Annotated in this window: 17 protein-coding genes; 8 read left to right on the plus strand and 9 right to left on the minus strand. The window is 51.9% G+C overall.

Going from position 1 to position 15,468, the window contains the following annotated elements; genetic code table 11:
* Nucleotides 1-119 precede the first annotated feature (119 nt).
* The gene (locus EBAPG3_RS12700) at nucleotides 120-980 is read left to right on the plus strand and encodes a carbon-nitrogen hydrolase family protein (protein WP_004177171.1); all 861 of its coding nucleotides are present in this window, start codon (nucleotides 120-122) and stop codon (nucleotides 978-980) included.
* Between the two features lie 37 nt (nucleotides 981-1,017).
* Nucleotides 1,018-2,478 carry a metalloprotease TldD gene (tldD, locus tag EBAPG3_RS12705; RefSeq protein WP_004177170.1) on the plus strand — a complete coding sequence of 487 codons (1,461 nt, stop codon included), beginning with the start codon at nucleotides 1,018-1,020 and terminating at the stop codon, nucleotides 2,476-2,478.
* A gap of 105 nt (nucleotides 2,479-2,583) precedes the next feature.
* Here tldD and EBAPG3_RS12710 read toward each other — a convergent pair whose 3' ends face one another.
* Genes EBAPG3_RS12710 through EBAPG3_RS12725 form a run of 4 tightly spaced genes read right to left on the minus strand, consistent with a single transcriptional unit; the run spans nucleotide 2,584 to nucleotide 4,345 of the window.
* Nucleotides 2,584-3,006, minus strand: a complete 423-nt coding sequence (locus EBAPG3_RS12710; RefSeq protein WP_004177167.1) for an RDD family protein — start codon at nucleotides 3,004-3,006, stop codon at nucleotides 2,584-2,586.
* 30 nt (nucleotides 3,007-3,036) lie between these two features.
* Nucleotides 3,037-3,429: a DUF3106 domain-containing protein gene (locus EBAPG3_RS12715; RefSeq protein ID WP_040852033.1), complete on the minus strand. Its 393-nt coding sequence runs from the start codon at nucleotides 3,427-3,429 to the stop codon at nucleotides 3,037-3,039.
* Entirely contained in the window at nucleotides 3,411-3,779 is a 369-nt protein-coding gene (locus tag EBAPG3_RS12720; RefSeq protein ID WP_004177163.1) for a DUF3619 family protein, read from the minus strand. The genes EBAPG3_RS12715 and EBAPG3_RS12720 overlap by 19 nt, the downstream gene beginning before the upstream one ends.
* Nucleotides 3,776-4,345, minus strand: coding sequence for an RNA polymerase sigma factor (locus tag EBAPG3_RS12725; protein WP_040852030.1), 570 nt, complete (start codon nucleotides 4,343-4,345; stop codon nucleotides 3,776-3,778). The genes EBAPG3_RS12720 and EBAPG3_RS12725 overlap by 4 nt, the downstream gene beginning before the upstream one ends.
* 679 nt (nucleotides 4,346-5,024) lie before the next feature.
* Between EBAPG3_RS12725 and EBAPG3_RS12730 the strand changes: the two genes are divergently transcribed.
* The 6 genes from EBAPG3_RS12730 to EBAPG3_RS12755 all read left to right on the plus strand — a co-directional run bounded on the left by EBAPG3_RS12730 (nucleotide 5,025) and on the right by EBAPG3_RS12755 (nucleotide 8,854).
* The gene (locus EBAPG3_RS12730; RefSeq protein ID WP_004177160.1) at nucleotides 5,025-5,576 is read left to right on the plus strand and encodes a TlpA family protein disulfide reductase; all 552 of its coding nucleotides are present in this window, start codon (nucleotides 5,025-5,027) and stop codon (nucleotides 5,574-5,576) included.
* Between the two features lie 4 nt (nucleotides 5,577-5,580).
* A complete protein-coding gene (locus EBAPG3_RS12735; RefSeq protein ID WP_004177159.1) occupies nucleotides 5,581-6,222 on the plus strand; it encodes an energy transducer TonB in 642 nt (213 codons plus the stop codon).
* Nucleotides 6,223-6,226: 4 nt separating this feature from the next.
* Nucleotides 6,227-6,979: a MotA/TolQ/ExbB proton channel family protein gene (locus EBAPG3_RS12740; protein ID WP_004177158.1), complete on the plus strand. Its 753-nt coding sequence runs from the start codon at nucleotides 6,227-6,229 to the stop codon at nucleotides 6,977-6,979.
* On the plus strand, nucleotides 6,979-7,398 hold the full coding sequence (locus tag EBAPG3_RS12745) for an ExbD/TolR family protein (protein ID WP_004177156.1): 420 nt from the start codon (nucleotides 6,979-6,981) through the stop codon (nucleotides 7,396-7,398). Before EBAPG3_RS12740 ends, EBAPG3_RS12745 begins: the two co-directional genes overlap by 1 nt.
* 106 nt (nucleotides 7,399-7,504) lie before the next feature.
* On the plus strand, nucleotides 7,505-8,026 hold the full coding sequence (locus EBAPG3_RS12750; protein WP_004177154.1) for a FecR domain-containing protein: 522 nt from the start codon (nucleotides 7,505-7,507) through the stop codon (nucleotides 8,024-8,026).
* A gap of 126 nt (nucleotides 8,027-8,152) precedes the next feature.
* Nucleotides 8,153-8,854, plus strand: coding sequence for a type 1 glutamine amidotransferase (locus EBAPG3_RS12755; RefSeq protein WP_040852027.1), 702 nt, complete (start codon nucleotides 8,153-8,155; stop codon nucleotides 8,852-8,854).
* A 32-nt stretch (nucleotides 8,855-8,886) separates the two neighbouring features.
* On the opposite strand, the gene EBAPG3_RS12760 is transcribed toward EBAPG3_RS12755, so the two are convergent.
* From EBAPG3_RS12760 to EBAPG3_RS12780, 5 genes are all read right to left on the minus strand, one after another.
* Nucleotides 8,887-9,372 (minus strand): YajQ family cyclic di-GMP-binding protein, encoded by a 486-nt coding sequence (locus tag EBAPG3_RS12760; protein WP_004177146.1) that lies wholly within the window; start codon nucleotides 9,370-9,372, stop codon nucleotides 8,887-8,889.
* Nucleotides 9,373-9,444: 72 nt separating this feature from the next.
* Nucleotides 9,445-10,686 carry an argininosuccinate synthase gene (locus EBAPG3_RS12765; RefSeq protein ID WP_004177144.1) on the minus strand — a complete coding sequence of 414 codons (1,242 nt, stop codon included), beginning with the start codon at nucleotides 10,684-10,686 and terminating at the stop codon, nucleotides 9,445-9,447.
* Between the two features lie 113 nt (nucleotides 10,687-10,799).
* A complete protein-coding gene (gene argF / locus EBAPG3_RS12770; protein WP_004177143.1) occupies nucleotides 10,800-11,741 on the minus strand; it encodes an ornithine carbamoyltransferase in 942 nt (313 codons plus the stop codon).
* 93 nt (nucleotides 11,742-11,834) lie between these two features.
* Nucleotides 11,835-13,007, minus strand: coding sequence for an aspartate aminotransferase family protein (locus EBAPG3_RS12775; protein WP_004177140.1), 1,173 nt, complete (start codon nucleotides 13,005-13,007; stop codon nucleotides 11,835-11,837).
* Between the two features lie 277 nt (nucleotides 13,008-13,284).
* The gene (locus EBAPG3_RS12780) at nucleotides 13,285-15,264 is read right to left on the minus strand and encodes an aminotransferase class I/II-fold pyridoxal phosphate-dependent enzyme (protein ID WP_004177135.1); all 1,980 of its coding nucleotides are present in this window, start codon (nucleotides 15,262-15,264) and stop codon (nucleotides 13,285-13,287) included.
* Between the last annotated feature and the right edge of the window lie 204 nt (nucleotides 15,265-15,468).

Raw genomic sequence — 15,468 nt, forward strand, 5'->3', positions numbered from 1 at the left:
TTTTGAGTTACCCTGTTCCTTACAGTCAAATTCATCTCGGAGCGCTGTCATCAGGGTGTCCAGGCATTTGAAACGTGGGGTCTTATTTTTGCTGCTTATGGAAATCAGGTACGTAAATTATGCTCGATAGAGCCACTCGTGCTGCATCCGCACCGGGAAAAGCGCACGATGGTTCTATTCGCATTGCCGCCATTCAGATGGCGGCGGGGCCCAACATATCCGGCAATCTAGAGGAAGCTGCGCGACTGCTTGATATGGCCGCCTCTCAGGGGGCGAAACTGGCGGCGCTGCCAGAATATTTTTGTATTATGGGAATGCAGGATGCCGATAAAGTCGCGGCGCGCGAGCAGGATAATCATGGGCCAATACAGGAATTCCTGAGCCAAACCGCGAAACGCCTCGGTATCTGGCTAGTTGGCGGTTCCGTACCCCTGGCGTCTTCCAGGCCCGACAAGGTGCGGAACAGTTGCCTGGTTTATGACGATAAAGGCAAGCAGGTAGCGCGTTATGACAAAATACACCTGTTTGGTCTTGAGCTTGGCAACGAACGCTATGCCGAGGAGGAAACCATTGAGGCGGGCTGCGGGGTGGTTGCCCTGGAGTCGCCGTTCGGCCGCATTGGTCTTTCCATTTGCTATGATCTGCGCTTTCCGGAGCTTTATCGTTCAATGGGGAAAGTGGACATCATTTTTGCCCCCGCAGCGTTCACCGCGACCACCGGCAAGGCGCATTGGGAAACGCTAATTCGTGCTCGCGCCATCGAAAATCTCGCCTATGTCGTTGCTCCGGCTCAGGGAGGCTATCATGTCAACGGCCGGGAAACGCATGGTGACACCATGATTGTCGACCCATGGGGAGTCGTGCTCGATCGCCTTCCCCGCGGATCGGGCGTAGTCATTGCAAACATCAATAGGGAATATCAGGCAAGCCTGCGCAATAGCCTTCCCGCATTGAAGCACCGCACTCTATATCACTGTTAAATCTCTCGTCGATGATTTTTCCTTACCCGGATACACCATGATCACAGAAACCGTCACCCAACCCAACGATCTCTTTGCCACTGCCAACAGCTGCCTTCTTGCACCTCACGAGATCGATACAGCGGGATTACAGCAGGTGTTTGGGCAAATGCTTACGCATCATGTGGATTACGCCGACCTGTATTTTCAGTACAGCCGTGCCGAGGGCTGGGCTCTGGAAGAAGGCATAGTCAAGTCAGGCAGCTTCAATATCGATCAAGGAGTGGGCGTACGCGCGGTGAGCGGTGACAAAACGGCATTTGCCTACTCCGACGACATCAGCATGCCCGCGCTTGCCTCGGCGGCACAAGCTACCCGTGCCATTGCCCGGCAAGGGACGGCGCAATCGGTGCAGGCCGTCAGACGCAGCATAGGACGGGAACTTTATCTGCCTCAGGACCCTATCACCAGCCTTAGAGATACTGACAAAGTGGCATTGCTCGAAAAGCTTGAGGGTTATGCCCGTGCCATCGACAAGCGCGTTATCCAGGTCATGGCATCTCTCGGCGGGGAATATGAAGTGGTGCTGGTGGCGCGCAGTGATGGCGTCGTGGCGGCGGACGTGCGGCCTCTGGTAAGAATCTCGTTGCAAGTCATTGCCGAGGAAAATGGCAATCGCGAACAAGGCGTGGCTGGCGGAGGCGGACGCTTCGACTACGCTTATTTCACTGACGATGTGCTGCGAGATTATGCGGCGAAAGCAGTGCATCAAGCCCTCGTTAATCTGGCGGCAAAACCCGCTCCCGCCGGAACCATGACGGTGGTACTTGGCGCGGGCTGGCCGGGTATATTGCTGCATGAGGCCATCGGGCATGGACTGGAAGGAGATTTCAATCGCAAGGGTAGTTCGGCATTCTCCGGACGCATCGGCGAACGCGTCGCTGCCACTGGCGTGACCGTGGTGGACGACGGCACGATTGCACGGCGGCGAGGATCGCTGAATATCGACGACGAGGGGAATCCCACCCAATGTACCGTACTGATCGAAAACGGGATACTCAAAGGTTACTTGCAGGACAGCTTGAATGCTCGGTTGATGAATGTACCTGTCACCGGTAATGGCCGGCGCGAGTCGTTCGCCCATATTCCCATGCCACGCATGACTAATACCTATATGTTGAACGGCGATAAGAGCCCCGAGGAGATTATTGCTTCAGTGAAGCATGGTCTGTATGCGGTGAATTTTGGCGGTGGCCAGGTGGATATCACGAGCGGGAAATTTGTCTTCTCCGCTGCGGAAGCCTACATGATCGAAGATGGAAAAATTTCTTATCCGGTAAAAGGCGCGACCTTGATCGGCAATGGGCCGGATGTGCTTACACGAGTTTCAATGATAGGCAATGACATGACGCTCGATCCTGGTGTGGGTACCTGTGGAAAGGAAGGTCAGAGTGTACCGGTAGGGGTGGGTCAGCCAACGCTACGTATAGATGGACTCACGGTAGGCGGTACTGCCTAAGGGTAATTTGAACAAATCCTCCGTGGAGCATGCTGTTTTTTGGCTGCGGGATGGTTCAAAGGCCTTGCGGGAGTCAGTCCTTGCGTGTCAGGGGTAGTCTCAAGCTCATACATTATCCTCCAATTTTACGATTCGGGTGCCTGCTAGCCTGTCGTGCAGGAACTGGCGGTTGCGGTCAAATAATGCCCAGAATATTCCGCAACCAAAGAAAAAGATACCGATCACCGCAAACAAATAACGCGCAATCGCCTGCTTTATCGAAAGCTGGCTCCCATCAGTGCTGATAACACGAAACTTCCAGGTTTGCATGGGCAGCGTTTGCCCGCCGTGGGTCCAGAACCAGGAGAAGTAAGTCCCCGCAACTAGCAGCAGATAAAGCTGAAATGCGGGTCTGAAAAAAATGGAGCCGGTATCGCGGAATACGAGATGGAAAACAAAGCCGGCTATAAACAAAACCGCGAGCAGAAGCAGCGATTCATATATCATGCTCACCAGCCGCCGCCAAAACCCAGGTGCGGAAATCTTCATTTGTCACCAAAATAACGAGCCCATACGGGACTAGTTTTTGCCTCGCTGACCCTCGGGAATCTGCTTATATTCTCGCCATTTCTGCTTTATTTCCTGGCGCTTGTCCGGCGGCAGTTTTTTGATTGTTTTGTACTTTTCACGCACCAGCTCGCGCTGCTCGGGGGTCAGCGAGTACCAGTCACGCATTTGCAGCTGCGTGCGATGCTGCTCTGAGGGCGTCATTCCTGGGTAGCGTTTAGCAATGCCCAGCCATTTCTTTTTTTTTGCGGCATCCATACTATCCCACTCTTGCGCAAGCGGGGCCAGGACTTCTCTCTGCTGAGGATTCAATCCATTCCAGGCAGGCTGACTGGGTTCAGATAGTACGGGAGCTGAAAGCAACATGCATAGCCAGAACGCTATTGCTAAGGGCGATCTAGCCATGCATCAAACTCGTCATTGAGATAGGCGTTGATTGGCAGGTCATCGACCAGTAGCATTATGTCAATTTCCTCGTTTTCATCGCTCTGCTGGAGTGTCTGCCAATAGATCACACTGAGAAGAGCGAATAGCAAAGTCATCAGGGACAGCAATTTTCTTGTTTTAACATGCGAATCATGTCCGCCTCGCACGGAAGCATTGTGACCGGCCGTGACGATTTCCTCGGCCATGTGATAATTTTCGAGAGCGGCTCTGCGTGCCGATTGCAGCTGATTCAACGTGCTCTGCCTGATGTCACCCAGACCATGATCCAGCAAACGTGCAACTTTTCTCCCCAATTCCGGTTCATTCATAGCTCAATTCCTTCTTTTCTTAGTATGGTAGCAAGAGCATGGGTTGCACGCGAGCAATGAGTTTTCACGCTTCCTTCAGAGCATCCCATAATCGTTGCGGTTTCCGTAACATCCATTTCCTCCCAGTAACGCAGCAGGAAGGCTTCCCGTTGACGCGCCGGAAGGGTTTCAATGGCTTTCTCAATCAAACTGACAAGTTGTGCCTGCTCCAATTGCGCATGAGGATCATCAAAATCTGACTTACTCTTTACCCGCAAAGTTTCCAGGAAGTCATAGTCTTCTTCATCCCTTTCCTGTTTAGGTGCGAACGATGAAAAAAGTGTAGTCCACAAGGAGCGGGTTTTCTGCCGCCGGTAAAAATCCCGTATGGTATTTTGCAGGATACGCTGAAACAGAAGCGGCAGCTCTTCCGTTGGCTTGGCGGCATACTTCTCAATGAGCTTCGTCATGGAGTCCTGAACAATATCCAGCGCCACATGTTCGTCGCGTACCGCAAATAATGCTTGTTTATAGGCGCGCCGCTCGACCTCGGTCAGAAAATTTGAAAATTCCTGTTGAGTAGCCAGGACAATTTGCCTATAAGTAGATAAAAAAAGCGATGGGAAAAAATATTCCTGGCAGCCGCCCGGACTTGAAGAATTAGGGCGAAAAAATGTCTAAGGGCAGATTTTGACGATTTCGAAGACTCGTATCTGGCCTATTTACCAAAAAAACCATCTCTTTTAAGTCCGACAGACTGCCGTCAACAATGTTAGCAAAGTTTTTCCGGTTTCCCGAAAAAAATTTACTGAAAGAAAAGACAGGGCGTAAGGCAATCAGTACTGCAAGTTATTCGCATGAATCAGCTAAGCCAGCCATGCTGCCTGCCTGAAAATCCAATACGAGAGTCAAAGGATATTGCATGAACCCGACAGCATCATCTTCGCGTATTTCACATACGACAGATCCTATAGTGTTTCCGTATGGATCCTTCCATATAACGAACTGTGGGGATTTCATCCATAAATTGTCATCGTAGCCTAACCCATTCTAACTGCGACAATTTGTCGCATTGTGATACTGGCATCTCACGCCTATCATTGTATTTTTCTGAATTAAAATCGGGTACTGTCCACGGAACAGAATTCTGTAATTGGCAAAGGCAGTAAAAAAATATTCATGACACTTCGCATGCTTCGCATCAAGGTACGAATTAAGTGCTAAAATATAAGTGCGATTGATTCTTAATTAGATTTACATTACCTAATGCTCAATATCTTCCAACTTGGATTTTTACCAGCGCATGGCGAGATGAATGGCTGCGGCATCATGGGGAGCCTGCTTTTGGTATTGATGCTCACCTTCATGAATGCTACCGGTGCGGCGGAAAGCGTTCGCCCATTCACACCGGGAAGTCTTGAGAAAGTTCTTGGCCCCCGCGAAGGCAAACCTTTCATTCTCGTTTTCTGGTCGCTTGATTGTCAATATTGCCCAACCGAATTGAAAATGCTGAGTGAACTCAAGCGCAGTCACCCGGCACTGGATGTCGTCCTTATTGCCACCGATTCGGTAAATGATACCCCTCAGCTTATGTCGCGAACAGAAAGCTATGGAATGACCAAGGCCGAGCAATGGGTTTTTGCGGAGGACATGCCGGAGCGCTTGCGTTTTGAAATTGATCGCCGCTGGTACGGTGAAGTGCCGCGTACATATTTTTATGATCGAAAGCATCAACGTGAAACCAAAACCGGTCTGGTCAGCAAGAAGTTTTTTGAGGACTGGCTGGTTCGCACTGCCGTGCCAGGATCCGGGCATTGAACGCATGATAATCAACCGTAATCCAGTCTTTTTACCCGGCCTGATGTTTGTTCTTGCCGCGCATGGTGCGTTACTGTATTTTCTTTTCAAGCAACAGTTGATCCCGCCGCCGGAACAATTAGCGACACTGATTGTCAATTTTATTCCGGCAAATAGGCCCAAGGAAGAACCCAAAGCTGAACCCCCTCCGCCCAAGCTCCAACCGGTAAAGAAACCACCGCAATCGCGCCAATTGGTAGCGGAAGCACCCATATTGTCCCCGAGCGAGCCGGTGGCACCTCCGGCTGCGCCTGAGCCGTTGCCCGATCCGGAACCGGTAGCCATGGCGCCACCTCAGCAAATGGCTCCCGGTCCCGTCACGCTTTCCTCCGAGTTAGCAGTCGCGTGCCCGGAATTGAATGCACCTGCTTATCCCCCACTTTCGCGCCGGCTTGGCGAAGAAGGCAAGCTGGTGTTACGGGTGGAACTGGATGAAAATGGTCGCATCAGTATGACCCAGGTCATCAGTAGCAGCGGTTTCAAACGCCTGGACGAAGCCGCCATGGTCGCGGTAAAAACCTGGCGCTGCACCCCACCCCAGCGTAATGGCCAGCCGGTACGCGCCATTGCGCTTCAGCCCTTCAACTTTGTACTGCAAGGAGATTGATTTAATGGAACAAGGACTCGGATTCTCACACTTCCTCGCCCAGATGGATGGCGTCGGTATCAGTGTACTCATGCTACTGATTGCGCTTTCGGTGGCAAGCTGGTATCTCATACTCACCAAGAGCATTGCCAACTATCTTGCAGGGCGGCGCGCGGACGCTTTTCTCAAGCGTTTCTGGAGCGCCAGTTCACTGCAAGAGGTAAACTCGACCTTGAAGGAAGGTACCGATGATAATGCGTTTGCCCAGCTGGCCCAGCTGGCGATGGATGCCGCAGTCGACTCAGAAAAACATGGCTTGCAGAAACTGGCTGCCGCGGGCGGGGCAAGCGAGTTCATTACCCGGGTACTGCGCAATGGCCTTGACCAGGAAGCGACCCGCGTCGAGAACGGCCTCACGGTAATAGCCTCGGCCGGTTCCGCGGCTCCTTATATTGGTTTATTCGGCACGGTGTGGGGCATTTACCATGCGTTGGTACAAATCGGGCTTTCCGGTCAGGGCACCCTGGACAAAGTAGCAGGTCCGGTGGGTGAAGCATTAATCATGACAGCGCTGGGATTGGCTGTGGCGATTCCGGCGGTATTGGCCTACAATACTTTTGTGCGGCGCAATCGCATATGGCTGGGGCGCCTTGATGCTTTCGCGCATGATCTGTTTGTATTGATCGCTGTCGGAGCCAAAACGAACAGCTCTGCAGGGGATGAGCGTCAACTGCGCGTAGTTGCTCCCTTGGTTACTCCTAATGAAAGGAGGTCATAATGGCATTTGGCAGCATGAATAGCGGTACTCGCCAGACACCCATGACCGAGATTAATGTAGTGCCACTGGTGGACGTGATGCTGGTACTGCTGGTAATCTTCATCATTACCGCACCATTGCTTACGCATTCGGTCAAAGTGGATCTGCCCAAGGCATCGAGTAGTCCGAATATTACCAAACCGGAGCATATCGAATTTGGCCTTCGCGACGATGCAAGCCTCTACTGGAATGGTGAACCCGTCACTATGGATCAACTCGCGCCGCGTTTCACCGCCACGGCAAAACAGGATCCCAATGTCGAACTCCATATCCGTGCAGACAAACATGTTCATTACGAGTACGTGGCGCGGGTAATGTCTATCGCTGCGAAAGCCGGGCTGGTAAGAATCGGATTTGTTACCGATCCATCTCTACAGTAGCACCTGCCCTGGGTATGGTCCGAATCAAAACGTCACTTGCTGGAAATTTGACCGTTGTGTACCTGATTCCCGGCAGGCAATTTACAGTCCTGATGGCTATGATTCTATGTCTGCCGTAATACGATTTCGCGGTTGGCGCCGTTTTCTGATAAATTTCTCCATTGTCGCCGCAGCCCTATTTCTGGGCCTCATGTCATGGTTTATCGCCAAACCCACGGCCACGCGCTTGCATGAAACCGTATCGGGAGAGCGCATGACCTTCGCCGCGACGCCAGATATTGATGTCAGTCTGGATGCCGACAGCAGCGTCACAATCACTAACACTCAACCTCCTCGTATCGAACTGCTGCGTGGCAATGCTTATTTCGATGTCAAGGGTAATGACGCTGGCAAACTGCAGGTAAAGGTAGGTACCACCTATATAAGAGATATCGGTACGCGTTTTAGTGTGAGCAAGCAGACGAATGGGGGCAGCGTCGCCGTAGCGAGCGGACAGATCGAGATCCAGGTTGAGACGGGAAAGTACCTGGTTGGATCTCATGAACGCGCGGATTTCAATAACACGACCGTTACCGGGCAGAGGGTTATTGCCGAGGCGGAGATAGCACCGTGGCGTCCTCGCCGCTAGCGGGTATGCGGCTGCGTTGCCGGCCAGAAAACCAGCGGCCCCCTGTCACCATATTTCTTTCGCGGCGGCTCGGCCATTACTTTCTTTACACATGTATCACGGCGGATAACAAACGAGCGCATTTCCATGAACCCTGTCGCAATCTTCAGGCAATTCCCCACTGAGGGTCCGGGGTACTTCACTACGTTTCTTGATTCACATTCCATTCCATGGCGGCTCGTGAAGATCGACGCCAATGAAAAGCTCCCGGTGAGTGCAGGTCAATTCAGTGGATTGGTATTCATGGGCGGCCCCATGAGCGTGAACGACGACCTACCCTGGATTGCACCGGTACTTGCACTCATCCGGCAAGCGGTAGCGAACGATATCCCGGTGTTGGGCCATTGTCTTGGCGGCCAATTGATGTCAAAGGCGCTGGGCGGTACGGTAAGCAAAAGTCCGGTCAAGGAAATAGGCTGGGGCGAGGTCAGAGTCGCGGATAACGCTGTTGCCCGCGAATGGTTCGGGGAAACGTCCAGATTCGAGTCATTCCACTGGCACGGCGAAACCTTTACCCTCCCGGATGGCGCGACTCGCCTGCTTTCCAGCCCTTATTGCAAAAATCAGGCCTTCACATTGAATATGCATTTGGGAATGCAATGCCATGTCGAAATGACTGAAGACATGGTAAAAACCTGGTGCCAGGCAGGCACTGACGAAATCGCCGGCAGTTCCGGACCAGCGGTACAATCGGCTGCAGACATGCAAACGGATCTGGTCGATCGGGTATCGGCCCTTAATCAGATCGCCCACCATTTATATGGAAAATGGATTTCCGGTCTGCCATAGCAATGGTTGCTACAGCAGAATAAACTTGCGGGTTATTCCCGGAAATTCTGGAATTGCAGCGGAAATTCCGTGATGGATTTCTTTACCAGTTGTATTGCTTCTTGCAGGGTATCGCGCTTCGCACCTGAAATACGCACGGCCTCCCCCTGAATAGAGCCCTGTACCTTGAGTTTGCTGTCTTTGACAAGCCTGATAATCTTTTTTGCCAGATCGCTTTCCACTCCGGTTTTAACCGTGACCTGCTGTTTGACTTTATTGCCGCTGACTTTTTCTACCTGCCCTTTGTCCAGACAACGTACGTCAACATTGCGTTTCGTAAGCTTGGCCATCAGAATATCCAATACTTGGCCAAGTTTGAATTCGTCATCAGCATAAATAGTAAGCACGTAATCTGTCTGCTCCACACGCGCATCGGACCCCTTGAAATCAAAACGTGTGCCGACCTCCTTATTCACCTGGTCGATCGCATTTCTGATTTCCTGCTTATCCACTTCGGAAACAATATCGAATGATGGCATAGACCCATTCCTTCAGTTAGCGGTGACAGCGCGCCTGGCCCCGGAAGATAAAGCCGAGTCGTAATCCCGCAATTATTTTCTACTTTTCAAATTTTCCGCAATACGCATGCGCAGCGCACTCAACTTGATGAATCCCTCCGCATCGGCCTGGTTATAGGCGCCCTTGTCTTCCTCGAAAGTAGCGATGCGCGGATCAAACAACGAGTCCGTTTTGGAGTCTCGTCCAACCACGATCACATTGCCTTTGTAGAGCTTTACACGCACCCAGCCGTTTACATGACTTTGAGATGCATCAATCATGGTTTGCATCATCTTGCGTTCCGGACTCCACCAGTAGCCGTTGTAGATGAGGGCGGCGTAACGTGGCATCAACTCATCTTTCAAATGCGCCACCTCCCGGTCGAGAGTGATGGATTCAATGGCACGATGAGCGCGCAACATTATAGTGCCGCCGGGGGTCTCGTAACAGCCACGGGATTTCATGCCCACGTAACGATTCTCGACCAGATCCAGACGTCCGATCCCATGCTTGCCGCCTAATTGGTTGAGTTTGGCGAGTATGCGCGCGGGAGAAAGCTTCTTACCATTCAAGGCGATGATATCGCCGTGCTTGAACTCCAGATCAAGGTATTGCGCCTCGCCGGGTGCCTTTTCCGGCGAAACACTCCAACGCCACATCGATTCTTCCGGCTCCTGTGCGGGATCTTCCAGGATACGGCCCTCATAGGAGATATGCAGTAGATTGGCGTCCATGCTGTAAGGGGAGCCGCCCTTTTTCTTCATTTCCACCGGAATGCCATGCTGTTCCGCATAAGACAGAAGTTTTTCCCGGGATGTGAGATCCCACTCCCGCCATGGCGCGATCACACGAATATCGGGTTGAAGCGCGTAATAGCCAAGTTCGAAGCGCACCTGATCATTACCCTTTCCCGTTGCACCGTGCGAGACCGCATCCGCTCCGGTTTTACGCGCAATTTCAATTTGACGCTTGGCAATCAACGGGCGCGCGATACTGGTACCGAGCAGGTATTCTCCTTCGTATACCGTATTGGCGCGAAACATGGGAAAAACGAAATCACGCACAAATTCCTCGCGCAGATCGTCAATGAAGATTTCCTTTACTCCAAGTTGTCTGGCCTTTGCACGCGCAGGCTCTACCTCTCCTCCTTGACCTATATCCGCGGTGAAAGTAACAATCTCGCACTGGTATGTATCTTGCAGCCATTTCAAAATCACCGACGTATCGAGTCCGCCGGAAAAGGCCAAAACGACCTTGTTAACTTTAGACGTGCCGCCTTTCTTCATTTTTTTCATGTTTGACTCATGGATAAAAACTCTTGAAACTGCTCACAATACTCCACACTCCGCGCGCTCCGGCAGCTGACAAAAAAATAGGGCGATGAGGATTCCGCCATGTGAATCGCGGGTTAATATTTGGCACTAACGGAAGCACCGCTTAATCTTCCCAATAGCAAATATTCCATCAGCGCCTTTTGGGTATGCAACCGGTTCTCGGCTTCTTCCCAGACAATTGATTGGGGACCGTCAATAACCTCCGCCGCCACTTCTTCTCCTCGATGGGCCGGCAGGCAGTGCATGAACAAAGTATCTTTCTTTGCACAAGACATCATTTCAGTGTCCACGCGAAAATTGGCAAAATCCTTTTTCCGCTCTTCGGTTTCCGCCTCGAAACCCATACTGGTCCAAACGTCCGTGGTAACAAGGTCGGCATCCTTCACAGCGTCATGTGGATCAGCGAATTCCTCGTAGTGGCCGGTGCCATAAAGCCCGGCCCGTTCCGGCTCGACCTCGTAACCAGGAGGAGTCGAGACATGTACATTGAAATCGAACACCTCCGCCGCCTGAAGCCAGGTATTACAAACATTATTGGAATCCCCGATCCACGCCACGGTCTTGCCCGAGATGCTTCCACATTGCTCGATGAAAGTAAAAATATCACCCATGATCTGACAGGGGTGATACTCGTCAGTCAGCCCATTGATTACGGGTACCCGCGAATGCGCGGCGAAACGCCTGATGATATCGTGCTCATAGGTACGAATCATGACGATATCTACCATCCGTGAAATGACACGCGCCGCATCTTCCACCGGCTCACCGCGCCCCAGCTGGGTATCTCGTGTGGAGAGATAGATCGCAGCGCCGCCCAGCTGATGCATACCCGCCTCGAATGATAGGCGGGTGCGAGTCGAGTGCTTATCGAAAATCATCGCCATGGTACGATCTTCGAGCGGCCAGTAGCGGCGGTATTGCTTGAACTCATGCTTGATCCAGCGCGCCCTTTCAAACAGATACTCGAACTCTTCCCGGGAAAAATCGTTGAACTGTAAAAAATGATTAATCTGCATAATTATTCTTGAATCATGGAAGGTGAGCTTCGAAGCCGGAAACATGAGCTGAGGATACTTCGCGTTTCACTTTTCACGATCCTCGATTCTCCGTCATGCCATCAGGAATTCCTTCACCAGTGCGGACAAGGTATCCACCACCTGCTCAGCCTCGCTCCGTTGCATCACGAGCGGCGGTAACAGGCGTATCACCTTATCCGAGGTCACGTTGATCAGCAGTCCTCGTTTTAACGCTTCTTTCACGAGTTCGCCGCAGGGCTTGGAGAGCTCGATACCAATCATCAGTCCCTGTCCACGAATTTGCTTGACATCCGGGAGACCCGCCAATCGCGCTTTAAACATGCTGCGCATGAAATCACCCACTTCCAGTGCATTTTTTAGCAAATCATCTTCCCCGATCACCTCGAGGGTCGTGAGCGCTGCGGTACAGGCTAAGGGATTACCGCCAAAAGTGGAAGCATGATTACCAGGTTTGAATACTTCCGCCGCGGTGCCTTTCGCAAGACAGGCGCCAATGGCAACACCCGAACCCAAGCCTTTAGCCAGCGTTATCACATCGGGCATAATGCCGCTGTGTTGAAAGGCAAACCATTTTCCGCTACGGCCAATCCCGCATTGCACCTCGTCCAGCATCAGCAGCCAGCCGTTCTGATCACACAGATGGCGCAAACCTTGCAGATAATTCGCCTGGGGCACATTGACCCCACCCTCGCCCTGATAGGGCTCAACCAGTATTGCGACAACACTCTTGTTGTGTACGCCCACCTGCGCCACGGCTTCCAAATCATTGTAGGGAACCCGTGCAAAACCAGTGAGTAATGGCTCAAAACCCGCCTGCACCTTGCGATTTCCGCTTGCAGTCAGCGTTGCCATGGTACGACCGTGAAAGGATTTTTCCATTACGATAATGGTGGGCAGATCGATGCTGCGGCCATGCCCATAAAGCCTTGCCAGCTTGATTGCCGCTTCATTTGCTTCGGCGCCCGAGTTGCAGAAAAACGCATTGTCCATTCCTGACAATGCCGCCAGCTTGCTGGCCAGCTGCTCCTGTTTACCTATATGATAAAGATTGGAGGTGTGGATAAGCGTCCCGGCCTGTTTACAAATCGCCGCGACAAGCCTTGGATGACAATGTCCCAGACCGCATACCGCGACGCCGGCAAGCGCGTCGAGATAACGCTTCCCCGTTTCGTCCCACAGCCATACGCCCTCCCCCCGGGCAAAAGTGACAGGTAGCTGCAGGTAGGTGTTCATCAAATTCGACATAAGCACGTCTCTATCAATCCAAATTTTATTGTGATACTACGTTACTCAAGAAATCTGCCAATTACAGATCAGCAAGCATATATGCCGCACAAAAATTTCTTGCGCACTTTCGCCCGGCACCGCGTTGGCAATGAGCGGCTGGGATCTTCTGATTAAAAAGGTGCTCATCATCCCGGAAGAGCACCCATCAACGAACACATTTTCCCAAAGCCAGAATGCAGCACGGCGGCATGAGCCGCCGTGAACTGTTTGTTTTTTACACAATCTGTATCTTTACCTATTTAACCAGCTTTTTCAAGCCTTTTTCCTCAGCGGCCGTCAGTAACCGCAAACACGGCAGATACCCATCATAAACGATCCCGTGTACTTCAACACGTTTCTGTGAACGCAGCATGCTTACTAGATATTGCACGACCGCTTGCGTGATGGTTTGTCCGGGCACCAGCACTGGTATGCCAGGCGGATAAGGAGTGATTTGATCCGCGCATATCCTTCCATCCAGATTGTTGTTTACTTTTTCCTGCTCGTCGAGCAGCGGCATCAGTTCACCGCCACAGTAGAACGCATCACGCGGCAGATATTTCAGATCGGTAAAACCGGGAATTTCCGGAGTCTGATAGAGCCGGCGGGGCGCGCGGCCTTCGCGCGCAATGCGCATCAGCGCATCATAGAGCCGTGAAACCTTGCTGCGGGTGGTACCAATGGTAAGCAGGAGCGTCAGGGTATTGAATGTGGATTTTTCCACCTGAATATTATAACGCTCGAATAATTCCTGAATTAAATCCTCAACCGTGAAGCCGCAACGGGAAATGTCAACGGTGACCTTGGTGGAATCAAGTTGAATATTGTCATGCTTGACTTCGTCAGGCAGCAAATCAGCAAGCTCCAGTACCCGGAACACCCCGGTGGAATTGATTTGCGTGCGCACTTCCTTCGCCAGCTCCAGTGTGCGTGAAAGCAGCTTGTACCCTTCCATCATCGCCTGCTTGCGTGCCACATCGAGGCTTGCAATCATGCTGTATTGCGGGCTGGTGGATGTATGCATGTTGAAGTTCTCACGAAACAGGTGCTCCTTGAAGCTTGGGTCGTTGACATGAATCATGCTGGATTGAGAAAAAGCCGACAGTACCTTGTGCGTACTCTGGGTAGCATAGTCTGCGCCCGCCTCCATCGCGGTGGGACGAAAAGCCGGATGAAAGCGGGCAAACCCGTACCAGGCTTCATCAATGATAACTTTGATTCCCTTGGCGTGTGCCGCCTCAATGATAGGCGGCAAGTCGTAACGCAGACCATCATACGTACAACTGGTGAGTATGAGCGCCTGTGCATCCGGGTGTTCTTCAATGGCACTGAACAAGGTCTGCTTGGGCACCGGTCCATAAACACTGAATTTCTTGTTGACCGACGAGTCAAGATAAATTGGATGAGCGCCGGATAACACGACACCGTGATGCACGGATTTGTGGCAATTCCGGTCCAGCAGCAGCTTCTCGCCGGGAGCGAGCAATGTCTGGAATATCACCTTGTTCGCGGTGGAGGTGCCGTTAGTGGCAAAAAAAGTGCGCCGCGCCCCGAATGCCTTTGCCGCAATCTTCTGTGCCTCCGCGATTACGCCGGAGGGTTCCATCAGCGAATCAAGCATCGGTACCGACACCGACAAGTCTGCACGAAAAATATGCTCACCGATGAACTGGTAAAAATCGCTGGCCCAGGGACTGTCACGGAGCGAATCACCGGAAGAATGCCCGGGAGTGTGCCAGGCATCCTTCGCCATCAGCACATAATTCTTGAGCTGGTCATAAAACGGGGTGCGCGCTTTTTCCTGAAGCTGAGCATTGAGAATGCGGTACATCCCCCGATAATCACGTTCCTCACGGTAGAAATAACCGTCCACCGTTTCGGAAAAAAGCGCATCTACTACTTCATCCTCTTTTTCCTGTGCAATCAGGATGTAGATATCCAGTTCCGGGCGAAACCGGGTGATTTTCTGTACCAGCGTCAATGCCGTCATTTGCAAATTACGAGAGCCCTTTTCACCATTTTTCAGGGTATAGAGCGTGTCGTCCACCACTACCGACTGAATATCGCCGTCTTCCTCGATTGCCTGCAGTGCTTCGCGTGCGGTGGTAACTCCTGCAAAAGTGATGCCTAACGGGTTTTCCAGGGACTTGGCGGCCGCATTCAGCCCCTTGATAAGTTCCTTTAATATCAGTTTCTCATCGTTGATGACGAGAATTCGGCTGATGGGTCTCTTCATGAACTACTGCTTTCAATATAAAAACCGCTTTATGCGCTAAAACCACATTGATTGCAAGCCCGGGAAGAGATTTCAATCCGGATAGTCCCTGTGGACGCGAGATCATAGCAACGCGGGTTGCCAGACAGTGCTGCCAGTTGGGAGAAATCCATAGCCTGGCTAGAATGGCCGCAAATTGACCGCCAGCACTCGGATAGGCTCGGA

Origin of the sequence: Nitrosospira lacus, from assembly GCF_000355765.4 — a bacterium.
GTDB lineage: Bacteria > Pseudomonadota > Gammaproteobacteria > Burkholderiales > Nitrosomonadaceae > Nitrosospira > Nitrosospira lacus.

Excerpts from the sequence above, each read along its gene's own strand:
- EBAPG3_RS12700 (WP_004177171.1), top strand. The coding sequence starts at position 120 with ATGCTCGATAGAGCCACTCGTGCTGCATCCGCACCGGGAAAAGCGCAC.
- tldD (WP_004177170.1), top strand. The coding sequence starts at position 1,018 with ATGATCACAGAAACCGTCACCCAACCCAACGATCTCTTTGCCACTGCC.
- EBAPG3_RS12710 (WP_004177167.1), bottom strand. The coding sequence starts at position 3,006 with ATGAAGATTTCCGCACCTGGGTTTTGGCGGCGGCTGGTGAGCATGATA.
- EBAPG3_RS12715 (WP_040852033.1), bottom strand. The coding sequence starts at position 3,429 with ATGGCTAGATCGCCCTTAGCAATAGCGTTCTGGCTATGCATGTTGCTT.
- EBAPG3_RS12720 (WP_004177163.1), bottom strand. The coding sequence starts at position 3,779 with ATGAATGAACCGGAATTGGGGAGAAAAGTTGCACGTTTGCTGGATCAT.
- EBAPG3_RS12730 (WP_004177160.1), top strand. The coding sequence starts at position 5,025 with ATGCTCAATATCTTCCAACTTGGATTTTTACCAGCGCATGGCGAGATG.
- EBAPG3_RS12735 (WP_004177159.1), top strand. The coding sequence starts at position 5,581 with ATGATAATCAACCGTAATCCAGTCTTTTTACCCGGCCTGATGTTTGTT.
- EBAPG3_RS12740 (WP_004177158.1), top strand. The coding sequence starts at position 6,227 with ATGGAACAAGGACTCGGATTCTCACACTTCCTCGCCCAGATGGATGGC.
- EBAPG3_RS12745 (WP_004177156.1), top strand. The coding sequence starts at position 6,979 with ATGGCATTTGGCAGCATGAATAGCGGTACTCGCCAGACACCCATGACC.
- EBAPG3_RS12750 (WP_004177154.1), top strand. The coding sequence starts at position 7,505 with ATGTCTGCCGTAATACGATTTCGCGGTTGGCGCCGTTTTCTGATAAAT.
- EBAPG3_RS12755 (WP_040852027.1), top strand. The coding sequence starts at position 8,153 with ATGAACCCTGTCGCAATCTTCAGGCAATTCCCCACTGAGGGTCCGGGG.
- EBAPG3_RS12760 (WP_004177146.1), bottom strand. The coding sequence starts at position 9,372 with ATGCCATCATTCGATATTGTTTCCGAAGTGGATAAGCAGGAAATCAGA.
- EBAPG3_RS12765 (WP_004177144.1), bottom strand. The coding sequence starts at position 10,686 with ATGAAAAAAATGAAGAAAGGCGGCACGTCTAAAGTTAACAAGGTCGTT.
- argF (WP_004177143.1), bottom strand. The coding sequence starts at position 11,741 with ATGCAGATTAATCATTTTTTACAGTTCAACGATTTTTCCCGGGAAGAG.
- EBAPG3_RS12775 (WP_004177140.1), bottom strand. The coding sequence starts at position 13,007 with ATGTCGAATTTGATGAACACCTACCTGCAGCTACCTGTCACTTTTGCC.
- EBAPG3_RS12780 (WP_004177135.1), bottom strand. The coding sequence starts at position 15,264 with ATGAAGAGACCCATCAGCCGAATTCTCGTCATCAACGATGAGAAACTG.